Origin of the sequence: Streptomyces venezuelae ATCC 10712, assembly GCF_008639165.1 — a bacterium.
Lineage (GTDB): Bacteria > Actinomycetota > Actinomycetes > Streptomycetales > Streptomycetaceae > Streptomyces > Streptomyces venezuelae.
Genome location: NZ_CP029197.1, coordinates 1130759 through 1151111, shown reverse-complemented (window position 1 = coordinate 1151111; position 20353 = coordinate 1130759). Strand labels below are relative to the sequence as shown.

At 76.7% G+C, this 20353-nt stretch carries 13 protein-coding genes; 10 read left to right on the top strand and 3 right to left on the bottom strand.

Going from position 1 to position 20353, the window contains the following annotated elements:
* The first annotated feature begins 179 nt into the window (after positions 1-179).
* From DEJ43_RS04930 to DEJ43_RS04910, 5 genes are all read left to right on the top strand, one after another.
* A complete protein-coding gene (locus DEJ43_RS04930) occupies positions 180-1595 on the top strand; it encodes a hypothetical protein (RefSeq protein WP_015032210.1) in 1416 nt (471 codons plus the stop codon).
* 586 nt (positions 1596-2181) lie between these two features.
* On the top strand, positions 2182-3303 hold the full coding sequence (locus DEJ43_RS04925; RefSeq protein WP_015032209.1) for a glycosyltransferase family 4 protein: 1122 nt from the start codon (positions 2182-2184) through the stop codon (positions 3301-3303).
* Positions 3304-3353: 50 nt separating this feature from the next.
* Positions 3354-4523: a glycosyltransferase gene (locus tag DEJ43_RS04920; protein WP_041663662.1), complete on the top strand. Its 1170-nt coding sequence runs from the start codon at positions 3354-3356 to the stop codon at positions 4521-4523.
* Complete coding sequence (locus DEJ43_RS04915) at positions 4520-5437, top strand: SGNH/GDSL hydrolase family protein (protein WP_015032207.1); 918 nt, start codon at positions 4520-4522, stop codon at positions 5435-5437. The genes DEJ43_RS04920 and DEJ43_RS04915 overlap by 4 nt, the downstream gene beginning before the upstream one ends.
* Positions 5434-9120 (top strand): hydantoinase B/oxoprolinase family protein, encoded by a 3687-nt coding sequence (locus tag DEJ43_RS04910; protein ID WP_015032206.1) that lies wholly within the window; start codon positions 5434-5436, stop codon positions 9118-9120. Before DEJ43_RS04915 ends, DEJ43_RS04910 begins: the two co-directional genes overlap by 4 nt.
* Positions 9121-9207: 87 nt before the next feature.
* Here the strand turns inward: DEJ43_RS04910 and DEJ43_RS04905 are convergent, their stop codons facing one another.
* Genes DEJ43_RS04905 through DEJ43_RS04895 form a run of 3 tightly spaced genes read right to left on the bottom strand, consistent with a single transcriptional unit; the run spans position 9208 to position 11500 of the window.
* Positions 9208-10077, bottom strand: a complete 870-nt coding sequence (locus DEJ43_RS04905; RefSeq protein ID WP_015032205.1) for a 5-oxoprolinase subunit C family protein — start codon at positions 10075-10077, stop codon at positions 9208-9210.
* Entirely contained in the window at positions 10074-10724 is a 651-nt protein-coding gene (locus DEJ43_RS04900; RefSeq protein WP_015032204.1) for a 5-oxoprolinase subunit B family protein, read from the bottom strand. Before DEJ43_RS04900 ends, DEJ43_RS04905 begins: the two co-directional genes overlap by 4 nt.
* Positions 10721-11500: a LamB/YcsF family protein gene (locus DEJ43_RS04895; protein WP_041662119.1), complete on the bottom strand. Its 780-nt coding sequence runs from the start codon at positions 11498-11500 to the stop codon at positions 10721-10723. Before DEJ43_RS04895 ends, DEJ43_RS04900 begins: the two co-directional genes overlap by 4 nt.
* Before the next feature lie 139 nt (positions 11501-11639).
* On the opposite strand from DEJ43_RS04895, the gene DEJ43_RS04890 reads away from it, so the two are divergent.
* The 5 genes from DEJ43_RS04890 to DEJ43_RS04870 all read left to right on the top strand — a co-directional run bounded on the left by DEJ43_RS04890 (position 11640) and on the right by DEJ43_RS04870 (position 20289).
* Positions 11640-12350: a GntR family transcriptional regulator gene (locus DEJ43_RS04890; RefSeq protein ID WP_015032202.1), complete on the top strand. Its 711-nt coding sequence runs from the start codon at positions 11640-11642 to the stop codon at positions 12348-12350.
* 125 nt (positions 12351-12475) lie between these two features.
* Positions 12476-14020 carry a hypothetical protein gene (locus DEJ43_RS04885; RefSeq protein WP_015032201.1) on the top strand — a complete coding sequence of 515 codons (1545 nt, stop codon included), beginning with the start codon at positions 12476-12478 and terminating at the stop codon, positions 14018-14020.
* Complete coding sequence (locus tag DEJ43_RS04880) at positions 14017-14652, top strand: hypothetical protein (protein ID WP_041662118.1); 636 nt, start codon at positions 14017-14019, stop codon at positions 14650-14652. The genes DEJ43_RS04885 and DEJ43_RS04880 overlap by 4 nt, the downstream gene beginning before the upstream one ends.
* On the top strand, positions 14649-15542 hold the full coding sequence (locus DEJ43_RS04875; protein ID WP_015032200.1) for a hypothetical protein: 894 nt from the start codon (positions 14649-14651) through the stop codon (positions 15540-15542). The genes DEJ43_RS04880 and DEJ43_RS04875 overlap by 4 nt, the downstream gene beginning before the upstream one ends.
* A gap of 52 nt (positions 15543-15594) precedes the next feature.
* Positions 15595-20289, top strand: a complete 4695-nt coding sequence (locus DEJ43_RS04870; RefSeq protein ID WP_015032199.1) for a hypothetical protein — start codon at positions 15595-15597, stop codon at positions 20287-20289.
* Positions 20290-20353 lie beyond the last annotated feature (64 nt).

Genomic DNA, 20353 nt, shown 5'->3' with positions numbered 1-20353 from the left:
GGGCCCGGCAAAACGGGCCACCGACGAGAGGCTGAGGAAGATGGTCACTGGCAAGCGGAACACGACGAGCGGCCCGACATGTCGCCGCACGGCCTAGGCGTACGGGCGAAGCACCGCCCGAGCCGGGTCATCCCGGCATCCCCCGGTCGTGTCGACAGCTTGATGTGAGGCGTCTCCCCATGTTCGAACCAGTCATAGCGCCGAGCGGCACCCTGCTCGGCCTGCTGCAGCGGGGCCGCGGCGACGGCACCCTGCACGCACTCGCCGCGCCACGCGCCGAGGCCCTCGCGGCCCTCAACCACTGCGTTCTCGCCGACCCCCGCCACGACTGGCAGGTCGAGAACCGCTCCCTCTACTACGCCCGTCTCTACCTGGACCTGCACGGCGGTCTCGAGGAGATCGAGGCCCACCTGCTCGGCGCCGAGGACCACCTCGACACCGAGGAGAACCGGACCGGGCTCGCGCTCGCCGTCCTCGGCCACCTCGCCTCCTACGGACGCCAGGACGCCCTGCTCCTGCTCCGCCGCTACGCCGCCACCGGCACGAACTGGGCCTGGGCCCTGGACGAGCTGGCGCTCCGCGACGACGACGCCGGACTCCGCTCGCTCGCCGTGCCCGTCCTGGCCCGCTTCCCGGCCGACGCCGAAGGCGACGCCGAACTCGCCGGCGTGGTGCGCGACGCCTTCGAACCCCGGCCCTGGCGGCTGTGGGCCGAGGACCAGCGCGACGCCGTCGGCGCCCGGGTCAGGGCCGCCCAGGAACAGGGCTCCTTCGACCGCTGGCAGCGCCAGATGCGCCCCGCCGGACCCCGACCCGGCTGGAGCGTGCGCGCCGTCCTCGACTGGGCGCAGGAGGGGTACGAGCGCGGAGCCGTGCTGTACGGGCCCGCGGCCCGCTGCCTCACCGCCGTCGCGGGACCCGAGGACCGGCCCGAGATCCTCGCCGCCGCCCGGCACGGCGCGGCCGGAGCCCGGGGCGCCGCCCTGCACCACCTCGCCGAGTCACGGGACCCCGCCGTCCTCGACCTCGTCGAGGCCGCCGCCGACGGCGACTCCCGCGAGGTCGCCGAAGCCGCCGTCGCCGCCTACCGGCGCATGTGCGGCGAGGACGCGGTCGCCCGCGCCCGCGCGTGGGTCCGCAGGACCGACGCCCTCGGCGCCGCCGCCGCCGACGTCCTCGCCTGCCGTGGCACCGCCCAGGACTCCCCCTCCGTCCTCGGCGCACTGCGTGACACCGTCCGCGACGAAGGCCCCGACGCGCCCGCGCTCGCCGGACTCGTCGACGGCGCGGGCCGCCTCGGCATCGCCTGCGCCGCGCCCGTGCTGCGGCACGTCTACCGCGAGACGGCCTCCTCCCAGCTCCGCGGGCGCGTCGCCCGCGCCCTCGCGGTCACCGACCCCACCTTCGCGACCGGCTTCGCCGTCGAATGCCTCTGGGACTGCGAGGAGACGACCCGGGAGGTCGCGGCCCAGCACGCCGAGACCGGAGACGTCCGCGTCGCCGAACGATTGCGCCGCCTCGCCGCCGACCCGGCCGAGGAGGTCGAGGTCCAGACCGCGGTACGCAACCGGATAGGACCGGATCTCCAGGTCTGACGGATCGGTCGTGGTCCGACCCGGGGCGGCTTGCGACGTCCGCCGGGTCTGGCCTTCGAGGCCCGACCGGGCCCCTCGGCGCCCGGCGTCGGCCTTCCGGCGCCCAGTGCCCGGCCCCACCCGGCCCCCCCGCCACCCGGCTCCGGGGCGGCGCGGCCCCCGGCGGAGATCCCGCCGCGCGAGGCCCCGCCCCGGAGGACCGGAGCGGACGGGGGGCCGGAGCGTACGGGGCCGGTGCGGACGGGGGGCCGGAGCGTAGGGGGCCGGTGCGGACGGGGGGCCGGAGCGTACGGGGCCGGTGCGGACGGAGATCCGGAGCGTAGGGGGCCGGTGCGGACGGAGGTCCGGAGCGTACGGGGCCGGTGCGGACGGAGGCCCGGAGCGTACGGGGCCGGACCGGACGGAGACCCGGAACGTACGGGGCCGGAGCGGGCGGAGTTCGGCGCGTCCGGGCCCGTGCCGGGCCACGGCGACGCGTGATCCTCCCCGGCCCCGGCCGCCCCCCGCGCGAAACGCTCATGGGACGTTCCCTCCCCGTCCAGATCGACGTTGGCGGGGACACGCCGAACACGACGACAACACCCGTATGCGTGTCGTCATCGTCACCGAATCCTTCCCTCCCGACGTCAACGGTGTGGCGCACTGCGCCCTGCAGACCGCGCGCCACCTCGTCCGGCGGGGCCACACCCCGCTCGTCATCGCCCCCGCCGTCGCCGACCCGGCCGCGGACGCCGACGCCCCGTGCGCCGTCGTCCGGGTGCCCTCCCTCCCCCTGCCCGGCTACCCGCAGGTCCGCGTCGCCCTGCCCAGTCGCCGGGTCGCCGCGGCCATCGCCGCCCACCGCGCCGACCTCGTCCACCTCGCCGGCCCCTTCGTCCTCGGCGTACGCGGGATGACGGCCGCCACCCGCCTCGGCATCCCCGCCGTCGCCGTCTACCAGACCGACCTCGCCAGCTACGCCCGTACGTACGTGGGAACCGGCGAAGGCGCGGCCTGGCGCCGCCTCCGCGCCGTCCACGGAGCCGCCGACCGCACCCTCGCCCCCTCCTCGGCCGCCGTCCGCGACCTGGCGGCCCACGGCATCGGCCGCATCCGGCTCTGGGGCCGCGGGGTCGACACCGCCCGCTTCCGCCCCGGACTGCGCGACGAGGCCCTGCGCGGGGAACTCGCCCCGGACGGCGAGCTCCTCGTCGGATACGTGGGCCGCCTCGCCCCCGAGAAGCGGGTGGACCTCCTCGCGGCGGCCGCGGAACTCCCCGGAATCCGGGTGGTGGTGGTCGGCGACGGACCCAGCGGGTCCGCGCTGCGCGCCGCGCTGCCCGGAGCCCGGTTCCTGGGCCGGCGCACCGGCGACGACCTCGCCCGGATCTTCGCCTCGCTCGACGTGTTCGCCCACACCGGCCCGTTCGAGACCTTCTGCCAGACCGTCCAGGAGGCCATGGCGAGCGGCGTCCCCGTGATAGCCCCGGCCGCCGGCGGCCCCCTCGACCTCGTCGACCACGGGCGCACCGGGCTCCTCGTACCCCCGGGGGACCCCGACGCCCTGCGCGAGGCCGTCGCCGCCCTCGCCGCCGCGCCGGAGCTGCGCGCCGCGTACGGCAGCGCCGGGCGGACCGCCGTGCGCGGGCGCACCTGGGAGGCCCTCGGCGACGAGCTGATCGGCCACTACCTGGAGGTCCTGCGCGAGCGGACGGCGGTGGCCGCGTGAACGGCGACGTACCGCGCCTGACGGCCGCCCCGGGAGACGACGGCGGCGCCGTGCGGGGCGGCGGGCTGCGGATCGTACGGCTGGCCAACTTCGTGACGCCCACCTCGGGCGGCCTGCGCACCGCCCTCGACCAGCTCGGCCGCGGGTACCGCGCGGCCGGGCACGAGCCGGTCCTCGTCGTCCCCGGCGACACCGCGAGCGACGTACGCACCGAGCAGGGGCGGGTCGTCACCCTCCCCGGGCCCGTCCTGCCCGGCACCGGCGGCTACCGCGTCCTCGCCGACCGGCGCCGGGTGCGCCGCCTCCTCGACGAGCTCGCCCCGGACCGGATCGCGGTCTCGGACCGCACGACCCTGCGGTGGACGGGGGAGTGGGCGCGACGCGCCCGGGTGCCCTCGGTGATGGTCTCCCACGAGACGGCGGACGGCGTGCTGCGCACCTGGGGCGTGCCGCCCGCCGTCGCGGCCCGCGCGGCGGACCGGCTCAACCGCCGTACCGCCTGGGCGTTCGCCCGGGTCGTCTGCACGACGGAGTGGGCGGAACGGGAGTTCGTACGGATCGGCGCCCGCAACGTCGTACGGGCCCCGCTCGGGGTCGACCTGGAGCGCTGCCGACCCGGCCGCCGGAACACCGCCCTGCGGGCCCGGTACGCCGACGGGGAGCGGGTGCTGCTCCTGCTCTGCTCCCGGCTCTCCGTGGAGAAGCGGCCCGGCACCGCCCTGGACGCCCTCGGCGAGCTGCGGGACGCGGGGACCGCCGCGGCACTGGTGGTCGCCGGTGAAGGGCCGCTCAAGGGCGCCCTGGAGCGGCGGGCCCGGGAGCGGGGGCTGCCCGTACGGTTCCTCGGCCATGTCGCCGACCGGGAGGCGCTGGCGGACCTCCAGGCCTCGGCCGACGTCTGCGTCGCGCCGGGCCCGGCGGAGACGTTCGGGCTCTCCGCCCTGGAGGCGCTCGCCTGCGGAACCCCGGTGGTGGTCAGCGCGTCCTCCGCCCTCCCGGAGGTCGTCGGCGCCGCGGGGGCCGCCGCCGTCGACACCCCGAAGGCCTTCGCCTCCGCCGTACGCGGCCTCCTCGCCGTCCCGGAGCCGGCTCGCCGCGCGGAGGCACGCGCGCGTGCGGAGGTCTTCACCTGGGAACGCTCGGTCACCGCCTTCCTCCAGGCCCACGACGCGCTCCCCACCACGGAGCCGCTGCCGCTGCCGGAGGAGGCCCACCGATGACACCGCACCCCGCGCCCACGTCGGTCGCGACCCCGGCCACGCCCGCCCCCGTCCCCACCCCCCGCTCCGCCCCCCTCGGCGTCCTTCGGTTCGCCGTGCTCGGGGACTCGTTCAGCGAGGGTGTCGGCGATCGGGTCGGCGGTGTCTGGCGCGGGTGGGCGCCGCTGCTCGCCGCCGGGCTCGCCGCCGACGGGCAGGAGACGGCCCTCCTGAACCTCGCCGTCAGCGGGGCGCTCAGCGGCGACGTCGCCGAGCGGCAGGCCCCGCGCGCCCTCGCCTTCCGCCCGCACCTCGCCTCCGTCGTCGTCGGGGTGAACGACACCCTGCGCCGCACCTTCGACATCGGGCTCCTCGCCCGCCACCTGAACCGGGTCTGCGGCCGGCTCGACGCCGCCGGAGCCGTACTCCTCACGGCCTGCCTGCCCGACCCCGGCCGGATGCTCGGCCTGCCGCCCCCGCTGGCCCGCCCGCTCGCCCGCCGCCAGCGGTCCGTCAACGCCGTCGTGCACGCCCTCTCCGCCCGGTACGGGGCCGTCCATCTGCATCTCGCCGACGACGGCTGGACCACGGACCGGGGCCTGTGGAGCGCCGACCGGCTGCACCCGGGCGAGCGAGGCCACCGGGCCGTCGCCGGCGGCTTCCACCGGCTGCTCGCCGACCGGGGACTCGCCCACGGCGCGCCGCCCGGGCGGGAGCCGCTCCAGCCGCCGCCGACCCGCGCCGAGGCGGTGTTCTGGCTGGCCACGGCCGGTACCGGCTGGCTGCTGCGGCGCAGCCACGACCTGCTCCCGCAGCTCCTGCTGCTCGCGGGCGCGGAACTGCGCCACTGGGCCGACGGCACCGGCCCGTCGCCCCTCGACGCCCGCGCCGACGCGGCCCTCGCCGCCGCGCTCGCGGCCACAATGGAGGGATGAACGGCCGCTGGGAGTTCTGGATCGACCGGGGCGGCACCTTCACCGACATCGTGGGCCGGCGGCCGGACGGTCGGCTCGTCACCCGCAAGGTGCTCTCCCACGATCCCGCCCGCCGCCAGGACGCCGCCGTCGCCGGAATCCGGCTCCTCCTCGGTCTTGAGCCCGGCGAGCCCGTCCCCGCCGACCGCGTGGCCGTGGTCAAGATGGGCACCACCGTCGCGACCAACGCCCTCCTGGAGCGGCGCGGCGAACCGACCGTCCTCCTGGTCACCGAGGGCTTCCGGGACGCGCTGCGGATCGCCTACCAGAACCGGCCCCGGCTCTTCGACCGCCACATCGTGCTCCCCGAACCGGTCCACGCGCGCGTGATCGAGGTTCCCGAGCGAGTCGACGCCCACGGCGAGGTCGTCCGCGCCCTGGACGAGAACGCCGTCGCCGCCTCGCTCGCCGCCGCCCACCGCGACGGCATCCGCTCCGCCGCCGTCGTCCTCCTGCACGGCTACCGCCACCCCGCCCACGAGGCGCGGATCGCGGAACTCGCCAGGGACGCGGGATTCACCCAGGTCAGCTGCTCCCACGAGGTCAGCCCGCTCATCAAGCTCGTCCCGCGCGGCGACACCACGGTCGTCGACGCCTATCTCTCCCCGATCCTGCGCCGTTACGTGGACGAGGTCGCCCGTGAACTCTCCGGGATCCGGCTCATGTTCATGCAGTCCAACGGCGGACTGCGCGAAGCCGCCCACTTCCGGGGCAAGGACGCCGTCCTCTCCGGACCGGCCGGCGGCGTGGTCGGCATGGCCCGCACCTCGGCCCTGGCGGGCCACGAGCGGGTCATCGGCTTCGACATGGGCGGTACCTCCACCGATGTGTCGCACTACGCCGGGGAGTTCGAGCGCGAGCTCGGTACGCAGGTCGCCGGGGTACGGATGCGGGCGCCGATGATGAGCATCCACACCGTCGCGGCGGGCGGCGGGTCCGTCCTCCACTTCGACGGGCGCCGCTACCGGGTGGGCCCCGACTCGGCGGGCGCGGTCCCGGGCCCCGCCTGCTACCGCCGGGGCGGCCCCCTCACGGTCACCGACGCGAACGTCATGCTGGGCCGCGTCCAGCCGGGCCACTTCCCGGCCGTGTTCGGCGACAGCGGTGACCTGCCCCTGGACGCCGGCGTCGTACGGGACCGGTTCACCGCCCTCGCCGAGGAGGTGGGCGGCGGGCGCACGCCCGAGGAGGTCGCCGCGGGCTTCCTGGAGATCGCCGTCCTCAACATGGCCAACGCCGTCAAGAAGATCTCCGTCCAGCGCGGCCACGACGTCACCCGCTACGCCCTCACCAGCTTCGGCGGCGCGGGCGGCCAGCACGCCTGCGCGGTCGCCGACGCCCTGGGCGTCGACACCGTCCTCGTACCGCCGCTGGCCGGCGTGCTCTCCGCGTACGGCATCGGACTCGCCGACGCCACCGCCATGCGGGAGCGGTCCGTCGAGGCCGAGCTGGACGCCGCCGGAACCGCCGCCCGCGTGACGGAGCTCTGCGCCGAACTCGCCGCCCTCACGCGCGCGGAGCTGCGCGCGGACGGCCTGCCGGACCCGGCGATCACGACGCACGCGCGCGTACTCCTGCGGTACGCGGGCACGGACGCGAGTCTGCAGGTCGACCTCGCCCCGCCCGAGGAGATGAAGACCGCGTTCACGGCGGTGCACCGCGCGCGGTACGCCTTCACCCTGGACCGGCCGCTCGTCGTCGAAGCCGTCTCCGCGGAGGCCGTCGGCCGGGCCGGTCCCCACGGCCCCGTCCATACCGGCCCCGCCGGTTCAGGTGAACCCGTCGGTTCCTCCGATTCCGTCGAGTCCGGCGGGCCGGCGGTCGCTCCCCGGCCCCCCGTCACCGTCCGGATGTACAGCGCCGGCGAGCCCCACGACGCGCCCCTGCACCAGCGGGCGGACCTGCGGCCCGGGGACACCGTGGACGGGCCCGCGATCATCGCGGAGGCCGACGCCACGACCGTCGTCGACAGTGGCTGGCGGGCCACCGCCGCCGACGGCAGGCACCTCCTCCTGCGGCGCGTGACCCCGCGCCCCGCGCGCGTGGCGGCCGGCACGGACGTGGACCCGGTCCTCCTGGAGGTGTTCAACAACCTCTTCATGGCCATCGCCGAGCAGATGGGCGTCCGCCTGGAGAACACCGCCCAGTCCGTCAACATCAAGGAACGGCTCGACTTCTCCTGCGCGCTCTTCGACGCCGAGGGCAACCTCATCGCCAACGCCCCCCACATCCCCGTCCACCTGGGCTCCATGGGCGAGTCCATCAAAGAGGTCCTGCGGCGGAGACGGGACGAGGACGAGCTGCGGCCCGGCGACGTGTACGCGATCAACGACCCGTACCACGGGGGCACCCACCTCCCCGACGTCACCGTCGTGACCCCCGTCTTCGACGAGGGCCCGGGCGGCGCCCTCCGCTTCCTCGTCGCCTCCCGCGGCCACCACGCCGAGATCGGCGGAATCACCCCCGGGTCCATGCCCGCCTTCAGCCGGACCGTCGACGAGGAGGGCGTCCTCTTCGACAACTGGCTGCTCGTACGCGACGGGCGGCTGCGCGAGGCCGAGACCCGGGCCCTGCTCACCGGCGCCCGCCACCCCTCCCGCGACCCGGACACCAACCTCGCCGACCTGCGCGCCCAGATCGCCGCCAACGAGAAGGGCATCGAGGAACTGCGCCGCACTGTCGACGAGTTCGGGCTCGACGTCGTCCAGGCCTACATGCGGCACGTCCGCGCCAACGCCGAGGAGTCCGTGCGCCGCATCGTCGCCCGCCTGGACGACGGCGCCTACCGCTACGAGACCGACGGCGGCGCGGTCATCCAGGTCGCCGTCCGCGTCGACCGCGAACGGCGCTCCGCCGTCCTCGACTTCACCGGGACCTCCGCGCAGCTGCCCGGGAACGCGAACGCGCCGACGGCCGTCGTCATGGCCGCCGTCCTGTACGTCTTCCGCACCCTCGTCGACGACGACATCCCGCTCAACAGCGGCTGCCTCGAACCCCTGGAGGTCCGGGTCCCGCCCGGCTCCATGCTCGCCCCCGTCCACCCGGCCGCCACCGTCGCCGGGAACGTCGAGACCTCCCAGGCCGTCACGGGAGCGCTCTACGCGGCCCTCGGCGTCCAGGCCGAGGGCTCCGGCACCATGAACAACGTCACCTTCGGCAACGCGCGCGTGCAGTACTACGAGACGGTCGCCAGCGGCTCCGGCGCGGGCGACGGCTTCGACGGCGCCGACGCCGTCCAGACCCACATGACCAACTCCCGCCTCACCGACCCCGAGGTCCTGGAATGGCGCCACCCGGTGCGGGTCGACTCCTTCGCCGTACGCGAGGACGGCGGCGGGCGCGGCCGCTGGCGGGGCGGGCGCGGGGTGGAGCGCCGCATCCGCTTCCTGGAACCGATGACCGTCGCCCTGCTCACCGGACACCGCAGGATCCCGCCGTACGGCATGGCGGGCGGCGAACCCGGCGCCCTGGGCGAGAACCTGGTCGAACGCGCCGACGGCACCGTCGAACGCCTCGGCGGCGCCGCCACCACGGAGGTGGGCCCCGACGACGTCCTGGTCCTGCGCACCCCGGGCGGCGGAGGCTACGGCCCGCCGCCCGACGAGGGACGAGGACGGTCAGGGAGCCGCCCGCGAGGGGGGTGACGGCGGGGAATGCCCCCTGGCCGTGACATCCGCGACGGCCGCGATGACCGCGTCGGACCCGCGGACCCGGCCGCGTCGCCCCCGGTCTCAGCGCACCGGCGTGAAGCGCACCCGCGTTCCCGGCACCGCCTGGGCCGCGGCGCCCAGGTCGGCCTCCCGTACGACTCCGACCACCGGGTACCCCCCGGTCGTCGGGTGGTCCGCGAGGAACACCACCGGTCGGCCGTCCGGCGGCACCTGGACCGCGCCGAGGACCATGCCCTCGCTCGCCAGCTCCCCGGGCAGCGCCCGGTCGAGCGCCGGCCCTTCGAGCCGCAGCCCGATCCGGTTGCTCGCCGGGGACACCCGGTACGCGCGCGTGGCGAAGGTGCGCAGCGCCTCCGCGGTGAACCAGTCGTCGCGCGGCCCGAGCCGGACCCGGAGGACGAGTTCGTCCGGTGGACCGGGCCACGGGGGAACGTCGCCCGCTCCCCGGAGAGCCGTGCCCGGGGCGGCGCCCAGCGGCAGGACCGTTTCCTCGGTCAGCGGCGGGGGGCCGAGTCCGGAGAGCAGGTCGGCCGAGCGGCTGCCCAGCACCGGCGCGACGTCGATGCCGCCGCCGAACCCCACGTACGTCCGCACCCCGCGGACGGCCGCGCCGACCTCAAGGACGGACCCCGCCGGCACCCGCACGGCCGTGCCCCAGGCCGCCGGGCGCCCGTCCACCCGGACCGGGCAAGGCGCGCCGCCGACGGCGACGGTGACCGCCCGACGGGGCCGCAGGGCACAGCCGTTGACGGTGGTCTCCAGGACGGCGGCCGTCTCGGGGTTGCCGACGAGCCGGTTGACGAGCCGGACGGCCGCCGGATCGAGGGCGCCGGAACGGGGCACGCCGAGGTGCGCGTACCCGACCCGGCCGAGGTCCTGCACGGTGGTCAGCGCGCCGGCCCGGACCACGGCGACCGCCCGGTCCGTCATCGCCCGGCCCCCGGCGCGTCGCCTTCCGCCGTGAACCGGACCCGGGTGCCGGGCGTCAGCAGGGCGGCGGGCTCGCGGCCGGTGTCCCAGAGCACCGCGTCCGTCGTGCCGATCAGCTGCCAGCCACCGGGGGAGGAGCGCGGGTACACGCCCGTGTACGGCCCCGCCAGGGCGACCGATCCCGCCGGGACGGCGGTCCGGGGCGTCGCCCGCCGGGGGACCTCGTACCGCTCGCCGAGGCCCGTCAGGTAGCCGAAGCCCGGCGCGAACCCGCAGAACGCGACCCGGAACTCGGCCGCCGAGTGGATCCGTACCGCCGCCTCGACCGACACCCCCCACAGCGCGGCGACCTCCGCGAGATCCGGTCCGTCGTAGCGGACGGGTATCTCGATCGCCCCGTCCACGCGCGCGGGGAGCGGCCCCACGTCCCAGCCGGTCAGCTCGGCCGCGAGCCGGTCCGGATCCGCCACCCCGTCGAGCAGCACCGTCCGCGCCGCCGGCACGATCTCCCGTACGGCGGGCAGCTCTCCCGCCGCCCGGCGCCGCAGCAGCTCGGCGTGGAACGCCTCCGTCTCCTCGCCGCCGGCCAGCTCCACCAGGAGCGCCCGCTCACCCACGCGCAGCGCGCGCGGGGCGGTGCGGCTCACGCGAACGCCTCCACCCGCACCCCGGTGGCTTCGAGGCGCGCCCGGACCCGCCGGGCCAGCTCCACCGCGCCGGGCGTGTCCCCGTGCAGACAGAGCGACCTCGGCCGGACGGCGACGGAACTCCCGCAGTGCGCCGTGACCACCCCGAACCGGGCCATCGCCACCGACCGTTCCACCACGGCCGCCGGATCGCTGACCACCGCGCCCGCCTCCCCGCGGGGCACGAGGGAGCCGTCCGCCCGGTAGGCCCGGTCACCGAACGCCTCGGGGACGACCGGAAGACCGGCCTTTGCCGCCGCCTCGTGCAGCCGCGACCCCGGCAGGCCGAGGACCGGCAGCGAGCGGTCCGCGAGCAGCACGCCCTCGACGACGGCGGCCGCCTGCTCCTCGTCCCTGACCACCCGGTTGTAGAGCGCGCCGTGCGGCTTCACGTACGCCACGCGCGCGCCCGCCGCCCGCGCGAAGACCTCCAGGGCGCCGATCTGGTACGCCACCTCGGCGGCCAGCTCCGCCGCCGGGACGTCCATCGAGCGCCGCCCGAAACCGGCCAGGTCGCGGTACGACACCTGGGCCCCGATCCGTACCCCGCGCGCGGCCGCCAGCTCGCAGACCCGCCGCATGGTGGCCGCGTCCCCGGCGTGGAAGCCACAGGCCACGTTGGCACTGGTCACGACGGAAAGCAGCTGTTCGTCGTCGGTGAGCGTCCAGCGGCCGAAGCCCTCGCCGAGGTCGGCGTTGAGGTCGATCGGGGCCGCCTCTTCGGGAGGGGTGGGCATCTGCACCTCGAAAGGGGGGAAGGGGGAGGACCGTACAGTGCCGTCAAAGTAGAGGATCGTTGAACGATCCGACAAGATGGTCGTCCGCCGACGGTCCGCGCGACCGGCTCGGCGCGGACGACTGAGGAGAGGGAGCGCCGTGACAGCGAGGGAAGCCGGGGACCTGGCCGACGACCGGGCACTGCTCGGCCGCACCAGCACGGCGGAACGGGTCGCCGACATCCTGCGCGGCCGGGTCGCCGAAGGCTGGTTCCCGCCCGGCACCCGGCTCTCCGAGGACAGCATCGGCGGCGCGCTCGGGGTGTCCCGCAACACCCTTCGCGAGGCCTTCCGGCTCCTCACCCACGAGCGGCTGCTCGTCCACGAACTCAACCGCGGGGTCTTCGTCCGGGTCCTGGCCGTCGACGACGTGGAGGACATCTACCGCACCCGGCGGCTCGTCGAGTGCGCCGTCGTCCGCGGGCTCGGACACCCGCCGTACCCCCTCGAAGGCCTGGCGGCCGCCGTCGCCGAGGGCGAGGCCGCCGCCCACGCCGGGGACTGGCCCGGCGTCTCCACCGCCAACATCCACTTCCACCGCGAGCTCGTCGCCCTCGCCGGCAGTGCGCGGACCGACGAGCTGATGCGGGGCGTGCTCGCCGAACTCCGCCTCGCCTTCCACCTCGTCGCCGACCCCCGCGTCCTCCACCAGCCCTACCTGGCGCGCAACCGGGAGATCCTGGACGCCCTGCGCGCCGGCGAGCGGGCCACGGCCGAGCGCCTCCTCGCCCGCTACCTCGACGACTCCCGCGCCCGCGTCGCGGCCGCCTACGCCCGAGCCGTGGAAGCACCGTCGAGCCCGACGCCCTGACCGGCTGGGGGCCCGGTCCCCTGCCCACGGGCCCCGGCTTCCCGCCCCGCCGGAGGTCCCGATCGGGGCCGGTCGCATCTGCGCCGTTTCGACCGTTGTCAGTTCGAGGACCTAATCTGTGCACCGTGACTTCGCCTGCCTCGACGGACCTCGCTCCGCCCCAGCTCAGCGCGGGGCCGCGGCCCGCGCAGGGTCCGGCCGCCGACGAAGGGCTCGCGCGGCGCCTCCGCGCGCTCGCGTGCACCGCCCCGCTGCACGACCTCGACGCCCGCAAGGCGAACCTCGCCGGCGAGTACACGGTCTACGCGATGGCCGAGGTCGCGCTCGCCGCGATCGACCTCATCACGCTCAACATGGACTTCGACACCGGCGCGGACCACGAGCAGATCGTCGCCCGCCTGCTGCCCCGCGTCGCCGCCCAGGCCCCCACCCGCCCCGCCGCCGAGCACGAGCGCGTGGCCCGCTGGGTCCTGGAGAACCTGATCAACGTCGGCAGCGTCGACCGCGGCTTCCGCGCCGTCTACGGCACCTTCGGCACCGACGGCGTCTACGTCCGCAGGGACTACGACTTCAAGCTCATCGAAGAGGTCCCGGGATACGGCGGCGGGGTGTACCTCCGCACCACCGACGAAGCGGTCAACGTCCTCGTCGGGGCCCTCGACACCGACGTCACCAGCGCCCAGATCGCCGCCGAGGTGAAGCTGGAGGTCCTCATCAACCGGGGCCGCCTCGCCGACGCCCAGCTCGCCGCCGAGCAGGCCAGGTACCGGACCGTGCAGTACGCCGAGTCCCTCCGCAAGACCCTGGAGGCCACCCGCCGCAACGTCCGCGCGGTGGACTGGCTCAACGCGGTGCCCGACATGATCGCCGAGGCGCTCGACCACGTCGCCGACCGCTACCGCCACGAGAACGCCATCCTCACCAACATCCGCAGGGCACGCGACGAGGCCGAGGCCGCGTCCGACGCCAAGACGGCCGAGCACAAGCGGCGCGCCGCCGAGCTCGTCGACATAGTGAAGGACTGCATCCGGCGCCACACCCAGCTCCAGTCCCGCCTCCTGGACGCCGGCCCGCTCTTCCGCGCCGAGCAGGACCGGCAGGCCTTCGCCGCCCCCACCGCGTACACCGGGCTCGACGTGTACGGGCAGCTGGTCGCCCCCACGCTGCCGCTCCCCGTCGAGCAGGCCGCCCGGGTCACCGACGCCTTCTTCGCCCGGGGCACCGGACTGCGCGCCCCCGCCTCCGTACGCCTCGGGGACCTCGTCGACCTGCTGCTCACCCCGCCCGTGGAGCGGGAGCACCTCGGCGCGGAGATGCCCGAGCCCGACCTCATCGCCACCCCCGACGACTCCCGGTTCAGCGAGGAGCAGCTCGCGAGCGCCCTGCGCCTGCTCGACCTGGAGCACGACGCCCCGCGCCGCCTCTCCGGGCTGCTGGCCGAGGCCCGCGAGCTCGACGCCGACCTGCCGTACCTCGTCGCCCTGCTCGCCATCCACGCGGCGAGCCCGCCGGTCGGTACGGCGTACCGCCAGGGCGAGGAGCGCCTCCTCTTCGCGGTCGACGACGGCACCCCGCTGGACGACCCCGAGTTCGGCGGCGCCGACCTCATCGTCGGTACGGCGCTGCTCGACGCGGTGGGCATGGCCGCCGACCGCTCGGAGGCCTCGTGACCATCGTCCCCCCGGCCCCTCCCACGCCTGCCACGCTCCTGGTGGACAACGCCACCACGGACCCGGAGCCGACACCCCGGCCGGAGCCCGAGACCCAGCCCGCCCCCGAGCCCATGGCCGCCCCCGAGCCCCAGCCCGGAGCCGAGCTTCCGCCCGAGCCCGAGGCCGAGCCCGGTCCGCCCGGGGCGCAGGAGCGCGACGACCGTGCGGCGGGGCCTCGTCGTGGGGCCGCCGCGGCCGGTACCGGTCCGCGGCTCAGCCCCGTGCACGTCGATCCGCCCGGCGGTCCGTCGGCGGACCGTGAGGACGGCGGCCGCATGGAGCCCGGGCCCGGGGCGCCGCCCCGGCTCGGGGTCGTGGCCGTGCCCGGGCCGTCCCGTGCGGCGGCCGCACGCCGGCGCGGGCTCCCGTCCGTGCGCGCCGTGCGCCTCGACACCGAGCCGCCCACCCGCCCGGCGGACGTCCCCGCCGGCGGGCCGGCCGATCATCCCGAGGCGCCGGCCGCCACCGCGGAGCGCACCGCGGCCGTCACCCCCGTGCCGCTGCCGCTGCCCCGACCCGCCGCCCCCGCCGTCGTACCGACACCGCCGCCCCCACCGACCGAGAGCCGTACCGAGGAGCCCCAGCCGTGAGCGAAACCCACGCCGAGTACGCCGACGCGTGGGGCGAGCAGGAGCCCCCACAGCCCCCGGCCGCCCCCGCCGTCACCCCCGCCGACGCCTCCGACGCCGCCCGGCTCGTCTCCTTCGGGCTCCAGCCCAAGCTGCTCCCGGCCCGCGACGCCGAGTACGGGGAGCTGCTCCGCCGCTACCGCGAGGACCCCTCCTTCGCGCGCCTCGCCGACGCCGTCGCCACCGGTCTCGGCCTGATCGTCCTGGAGGTCTCCCCGCGCGCGGGGATGGCCGTCACCGCCGGTGAGGACTCCGTCTTCGCCGTCCGCATGGGCGACTACGCGCGCCGCGCCGCCACGGACTCCGCCGACCGGTTCCTGCACGGCCTGGCCCATCTCGCCGTCGCGGCCATGGCGTTCCCCCGCCCGGAGGACCTCGCGGACGACGCGTACATCGGCCGGCTCACGGTGAACGGCGTCGACGCCTTCGTACGCCAGGCCTGTCTGCGTCTCGAACAGCGCGCCGAGGAGCAGGGCGAGAACACCGACCCGGCCACCGACGCCCCCGGCCTGGAGGCCGCCTGGCGGATCTACGCCCGGCGCAGCGCCACCGGCGCCACCAAGGACGCCCGCCGCCTCGCCGGGTCCACCACCGGCATCGTCGGCAAGGCCGCCGCCTTCCTCACCGAGTCCGGCTTCCTCCAGCGCACCGGCGACGAGGGCGGCGGCTCCTACCGCACCACCGCCCGCTACCAGCTCCAGGTCCGCGACATGGCCGGTTCCGCCGCCATGGCCGAGCTCCTCGAACTCGGCGTCGTCCCTGTCAGCGACGGCTCCGCGACCCTCCTGCCGCCGCCCGAGGGCGACGACCTGGAGCTCGCCGCCGACGCGGGCCTGCCCTTCCACGCGTGACCGCCGCGCGCAACCGACCGTCCAGAGCACGAGAGCACGAGAGTCCCTCGCCATGTACGAGCTGTCCCGGGTCCGCCTGTACTCCATCGGCCCCGCCGGTGCGCGCTACGCCGACACCGTTCTGGACCTGCGCGGAGTCGGCGCGCCCGTGCCCCACCCCGCCCCCACCCAGGCGGAGTTCTTCGAGGAGGAGCCGGTCGGCCCGCCGCGCCGCCCCGCGCCCGCGGGCGTGCTCTTCCTGGAGAACGGCGGCGGCAAGTCCGTCCTGCTCAAGCTGATCTTCTCGGTCATGCTGCCGGGCCACCGCAACACCCTGGGCGGCGCCAGCTCCGGCGTGCTGCGCAAGTTCCTGCTCGCCGACGACTGCGGGCACGTCGCCCTGGAGTGGCAGCACACCCTCACCGGCGAACTCGTCGTGGTCGGCAAGGCCAGCGAGTGGCGCGGCCGCCAGGTCTCCTCCGACCCGCGGAAGTTCGCCGAGGCCTGGTACTCCTTCCGGCCCGGGCCCGGACTCAGCCTGGACAACCTCCCCGTCGCCGAGGCGACCGCCGTCCGCCCGCCCGTCGAGGGCGCCTCCGGCGCGACCGGCCGCCGCCGCACCATGAAGGGCTTCCGCGACGCGATCACAGAAGCCGGCAAGGCCTACCCGCACCTGGAGGTCTACTGGGAGGAGATCCACGACCGCTGGAACGAGCACCTCGGCGACCTCGGACTCGACCCCGAACTCTTCCGCTACCAGCGGGAGATGAACGCCGACGAGGGCGAGGCCGCCGGCCTCTTCGCGGTCAAGAAGGACTCCGACTTCACCGACCTGCTGCTGCGCGCCGTCACCGACACCCGGGACACCGACGGCCTCGCCGACCTCGTCGGCGGCTTCGGCAACAAGCTGGGCCGCCGCGCCGAACTGACCGCCGAGCGGGACTTCACGGCCGGTTCCGTGGACCTCCTCGGCCGGATCGTGGAGGCCGCCGAGACCCGCTCCCGGGCCCGCGAGGTCCACACCGCCGCCGAGCGCCGCACCCGTACCCTGGCCCGCCGGCTCTCCGCCCGCGCCGCCCAGGAGCGCGGCCGGGGCGCCGAACTCGCCCAGCAGGTCACCTCGGCGGGCCACGCCGTGGCCGAGGCCGAGTCCGCGCGCGGGCGCGCCGCCCTCATCGCCGCCGAACTCGCCTACCGGCACGCCTCCCTGGCGCTGACCGCCGCCGAGAAGGGCGCCGCCTCCCAGCGCCGCGAACTCACCGACGCCCGCACCGTGCACTCCGCCTGGCAGGCCGCCGAGGTCGTCCTGCGCCACCGCGCCGCCGGCGACCGTTCCGCGCGCGTGGCCGCCGCCATCCGCGAGGCCGAGCGGGACGCCGCCCCGGCCCTCGCGGCCCGCGCCGAGGCCGCCGCCGACCTCGTCCGCGCGCTCGCCGCCGCCGCCGAGGAGGGCGAGCGGCACGCGGCCGAGGAGGAGGAGCGCTCCACCGCGCTCCAGGAGGCGGGCGAGACCGCCCACCGGGACGCCACCGCCGCCGCGACCGAGGCCCAGCGGGCCCGCAGCGAGGCCGGGCACCTGCGCCAGCGGCTCGCCGAGGTCGAGCAGGAGACCGCCGAGGCCGTACGGGCCGGCTGGCTCGACGACACCGCGCCCGACGCCGACCCGGCCCGCGCCGCCCTCGCCGCGAGCGACGCCGAGAAGACCACCGTCGCCGCCTGGGACACGGCCCGCGACACCGCCCGCGCGGCCGCGGACCGCGCCCGTGAGGCGGCCGGCGAGGAGTCCCGCGCCGAACTCGCCGCGGCCCGCGCCGCCGACGCCGCCGAGGCCGCCGGGAACGCCTACGACGCGGAGCGCCGCGCCGCCGAGGTCCTCGCCGCCGAGGACCGCCTCGCGGAACTCCTCAGCCTGCCCGCCACCGGCCCGCAGCTCTCCGCCCCCGGCTCGAACTTCCCCGGCCAGCGCGCGGCCACCGCCGACGCCGAGGACGCGCCCGGGACGGACTCCGGACCGGCCTCCCAGGGGCCGCTCACCGTCACCGAGTTCGACCGGTACGCCGACGAACTGCGCGGCATGCTCGACCAGGCCGTCGCCTCCGCCGAGCGCCAGCTCTTCGAGCTGCGCACCGCCGCCGCCGACGACTCCCGCATCCTCGGCGCCCTCGGCGACGGCGGCCTGCTGCCGCCGGGACCCGACGTCCTCGCCACCGTCGAGCACCTCGGCGAGCACGGCATCCCCGCCCTCCCCGGCTGGCGGTACCTCGCCCAGGCCGTGGACCCCGCCGACCACGCGCGCGTGCTCGCCGCCCGCCCCGAGCTCGTCGACGGCGTCGTGATCACCGACCCCGTCTCGTACGGACGCGCCCGCGAGGTCCTGGCCGCCGCCGCCCTGCTGCCCCGCTCCGCCGTCGCCGTCGGCACCGCGGCCGCCCTGCTCGCCCCCGTACCGGCGCAGGACCCGGCGCAGGACGGCGGCAGCCACGACGTCTTCCTCGTACCGCCGAACCCGGCCATGCACGACGAGCACGCCGCCGACGAGGAGCGGCACGCCCTGCGCGCCCGGGCCACCGCCCGCGACGAGGAGATCCGCGCCCTCGCCGCCCGGCTCGCCGCGGACCGCTCCCTCGCCGCCCGGATCGGCTCCTGGCGCGCCGACTGCCCGCCCGGCATGCTCGCCGAGCTCGCGGCCGTCGCCACCACCGCCCGGGAGACCGCCGACGCCGCGGCCGCGATCCTCGACGAGGCCCGCGCGGCCCGCGCCGAGGCCGACGAGGCCGCCGCCGAAGCCGCCCAGGTGCGCGACGAGCGCCAGGAGGCGGCCCAGCGTGCCCGCCGGGTCGCCGACGCCCTCGCGGGCCTGGCGTTCCGGCTCCGCGAGCGGTCCGCCTGGCAGGCCAAGCTCCGCGAGCTCGCCGACGACGCCGCCGAGGCCGAGGCCCGCGCCCAGACCTGTCTGGAGCGCGCCCGCGCCGCCGACGAGGACCGCCGGGCCGCCCAGCGCTCCGCCGACGACGCCCACCGCACCGCCCGCGCCCTGCGCGCCGAGCGCGCCGAGATCGCCGGCGCCCCCGACACCCTCCCCGAGGGCGAGGCGCCCGCGTCCCGCGCGGCACTGCCCACCCTGCGCGAGGCCTACCGGGCCGCTTCCCAGCTGTACGAGAAGGTCGGCGTCGGCGCCGACCTGCGGGCCGAGCAGGCCCGCGCCGAGAGCGACGAGTCCGCCGCCCTCGCCGAACTCGACCGCCTCACCAACAAGGTCCGCACCCGCGCCGAACAGCTCCTGGAGTCCACCGACGGCGCCGACGGCCCCTCCCGGCAGGCGGCCGCCGCCCGCGCCGAGTCGCTGGTCCAGATGCTGGAGACCCGCGCGTCCGAGGCGAGCGAGAAGCTCGGCCGGCTGCGCGGCGAGGCCGAGCGGCTCGCCCCCGAGGACGGCGAGGCCCACACCGAGCTCCCCGAGGAGCTGGAGCCGGCGGACGCCGAGCAGGCCCAGGCCCTGCTCCGTACCGCCACCGCGGAACTCGCCTCCCGCAGCGACGCCCTGGACGCCGCGCGGGCCGCGCACACCGGCCTGCTCCGCGACCACCGCGCCGCCGAGGACGCGGCGGGCGGCTTCGAGGAGACCGCCGCCCTGCTGCGGGACCTGCTGCGCGACCACACGGACGAGGAGCGGGAGGAGTCGGAGCCGTACCCCGGCAGCCTGGAGGAGGCCCGCACGACGGCCGCCGAGGCCCGCCGGTCGCTGCGCGGCTGCACCGCCGAGCTGTCCTCGGCGGACGCCGCCGTGCGCGAGGCCGGCGACATCCTCGTCCGGCACGCCAACTCCACCCGCTACGAGCAGGTCCGCACCCCGGCCCGCCAGCAGATCCGCGAACTCCCCGCGGCCGCGCTGCCCGAACACGCCGCCAAGTGGGCCGAGGCCTTCGCCCCCCGGCTGCGGGTCCTCACCGACGAGCTGGAGCAGCTGGAGCGCAACCGCGACTCGATCGTGGACCGGCTCCGCGGCCTCGTGGAGTCCTCGCTCGCGACCCTGCGCTCCGCCCAGCGGCTCTCCCGGCTCCCCGAGGGCCTCGGCGAGTGGTCGGGGCAGGAGTTCCTGCGGATCCGCTTCGAGGAGCCCGACCAGGCCACCCTCGCCGAGCGCCTCGGCGAGGTCGTCGACGAGGCCACCCGCGCCGCCGTCAAGAAGAACTCCGACCTGCGCCGCGACGGCATGTCCCTGCTGCTGCGGGGAGTTCAGGCGGCCCTGGAACCCAAGGGCGTGTCCGTCGAGATCCTCAAGCCCGACGCGGTGCTGCGGGCCGAGCGGGTGCCCGTCGGACAGATGGGCGACGTCTTCTCCGGCGGCCAGCTGCTCACCGCGGCCATCGCCCTGTACTGCACGATGGCGGCGCTCCGCTCCAACGACCGGGGCCGTGACAAGCACCGGCACGCGGGCACCCTGTTCCTGGACAATCCCATCGGCCGCGCCAACGCCACGTACCTCCTGGAGCTCCAGCGGGCCGTGTCGGACGCGCTGGGCGTTCAGCTGCTGTACACGACGGGGCTGTTCGACACGACCGCGCTCGCCGAGTTCCCGCTGGTGATCCGGCTGCGCAACGACGCCGACCTGCGGGCCGGCCTCAAGTACATCAGCGTGGAGGAGCATCTGCGTCCGGGGCTGCCGCAGCAGGGCGGTGAGGGCGAGGCGATCCACGGCGAGATCACGGCGACGAGGATGTTCCGCCGCCACACCGCCGACGACCCCGCCCAGGCACCGTCCGCCTGACCCGACGGGACGCCTGACGCGAGGGACGGGCGGCCGGCCCGCACGACGGACAGCCCGACGCATA

Bases quoted from the DNA above. Each gene is read 5' to 3' on its own strand.
- DEJ43_RS04930 (WP_015032210.1), top strand. From the start codon at position 180: ATGTTCGAACCAGTCATAGCGCCGAGCGGCACCCTGCTCGGCCTGCTG.
- DEJ43_RS04925 (WP_015032209.1), top strand. From the start codon at position 2,182: ATGCGTGTCGTCATCGTCACCGAATCCTTCCCTCCCGACGTCAACGGT.
- DEJ43_RS04915 (WP_015032207.1), top strand. From the start codon at position 4,520: ATGACACCGCACCCCGCGCCCACGTCGGTCGCGACCCCGGCCACGCCC.
- DEJ43_RS04910 (WP_015032206.1), top strand. From the start codon at position 5,434: ATGAACGGCCGCTGGGAGTTCTGGATCGACCGGGGCGGCACCTTCACC.
- DEJ43_RS04905 (WP_015032205.1), bottom strand. From the start codon at position 10,077: ATGACGGACCGGGCGGTCGCCGTGGTCCGGGCCGGCGCGCTGACCACC.
- DEJ43_RS04895 (WP_041662119.1), bottom strand. From the start codon at position 11,500: ATGCCCACCCCTCCCGAAGAGGCGGCCCCGATCGACCTCAACGCCGAC.
- DEJ43_RS04870 (WP_015032199.1), top strand. From the start codon at position 15,595: ATGTACGAGCTGTCCCGGGTCCGCCTGTACTCCATCGGCCCCGCCGGT.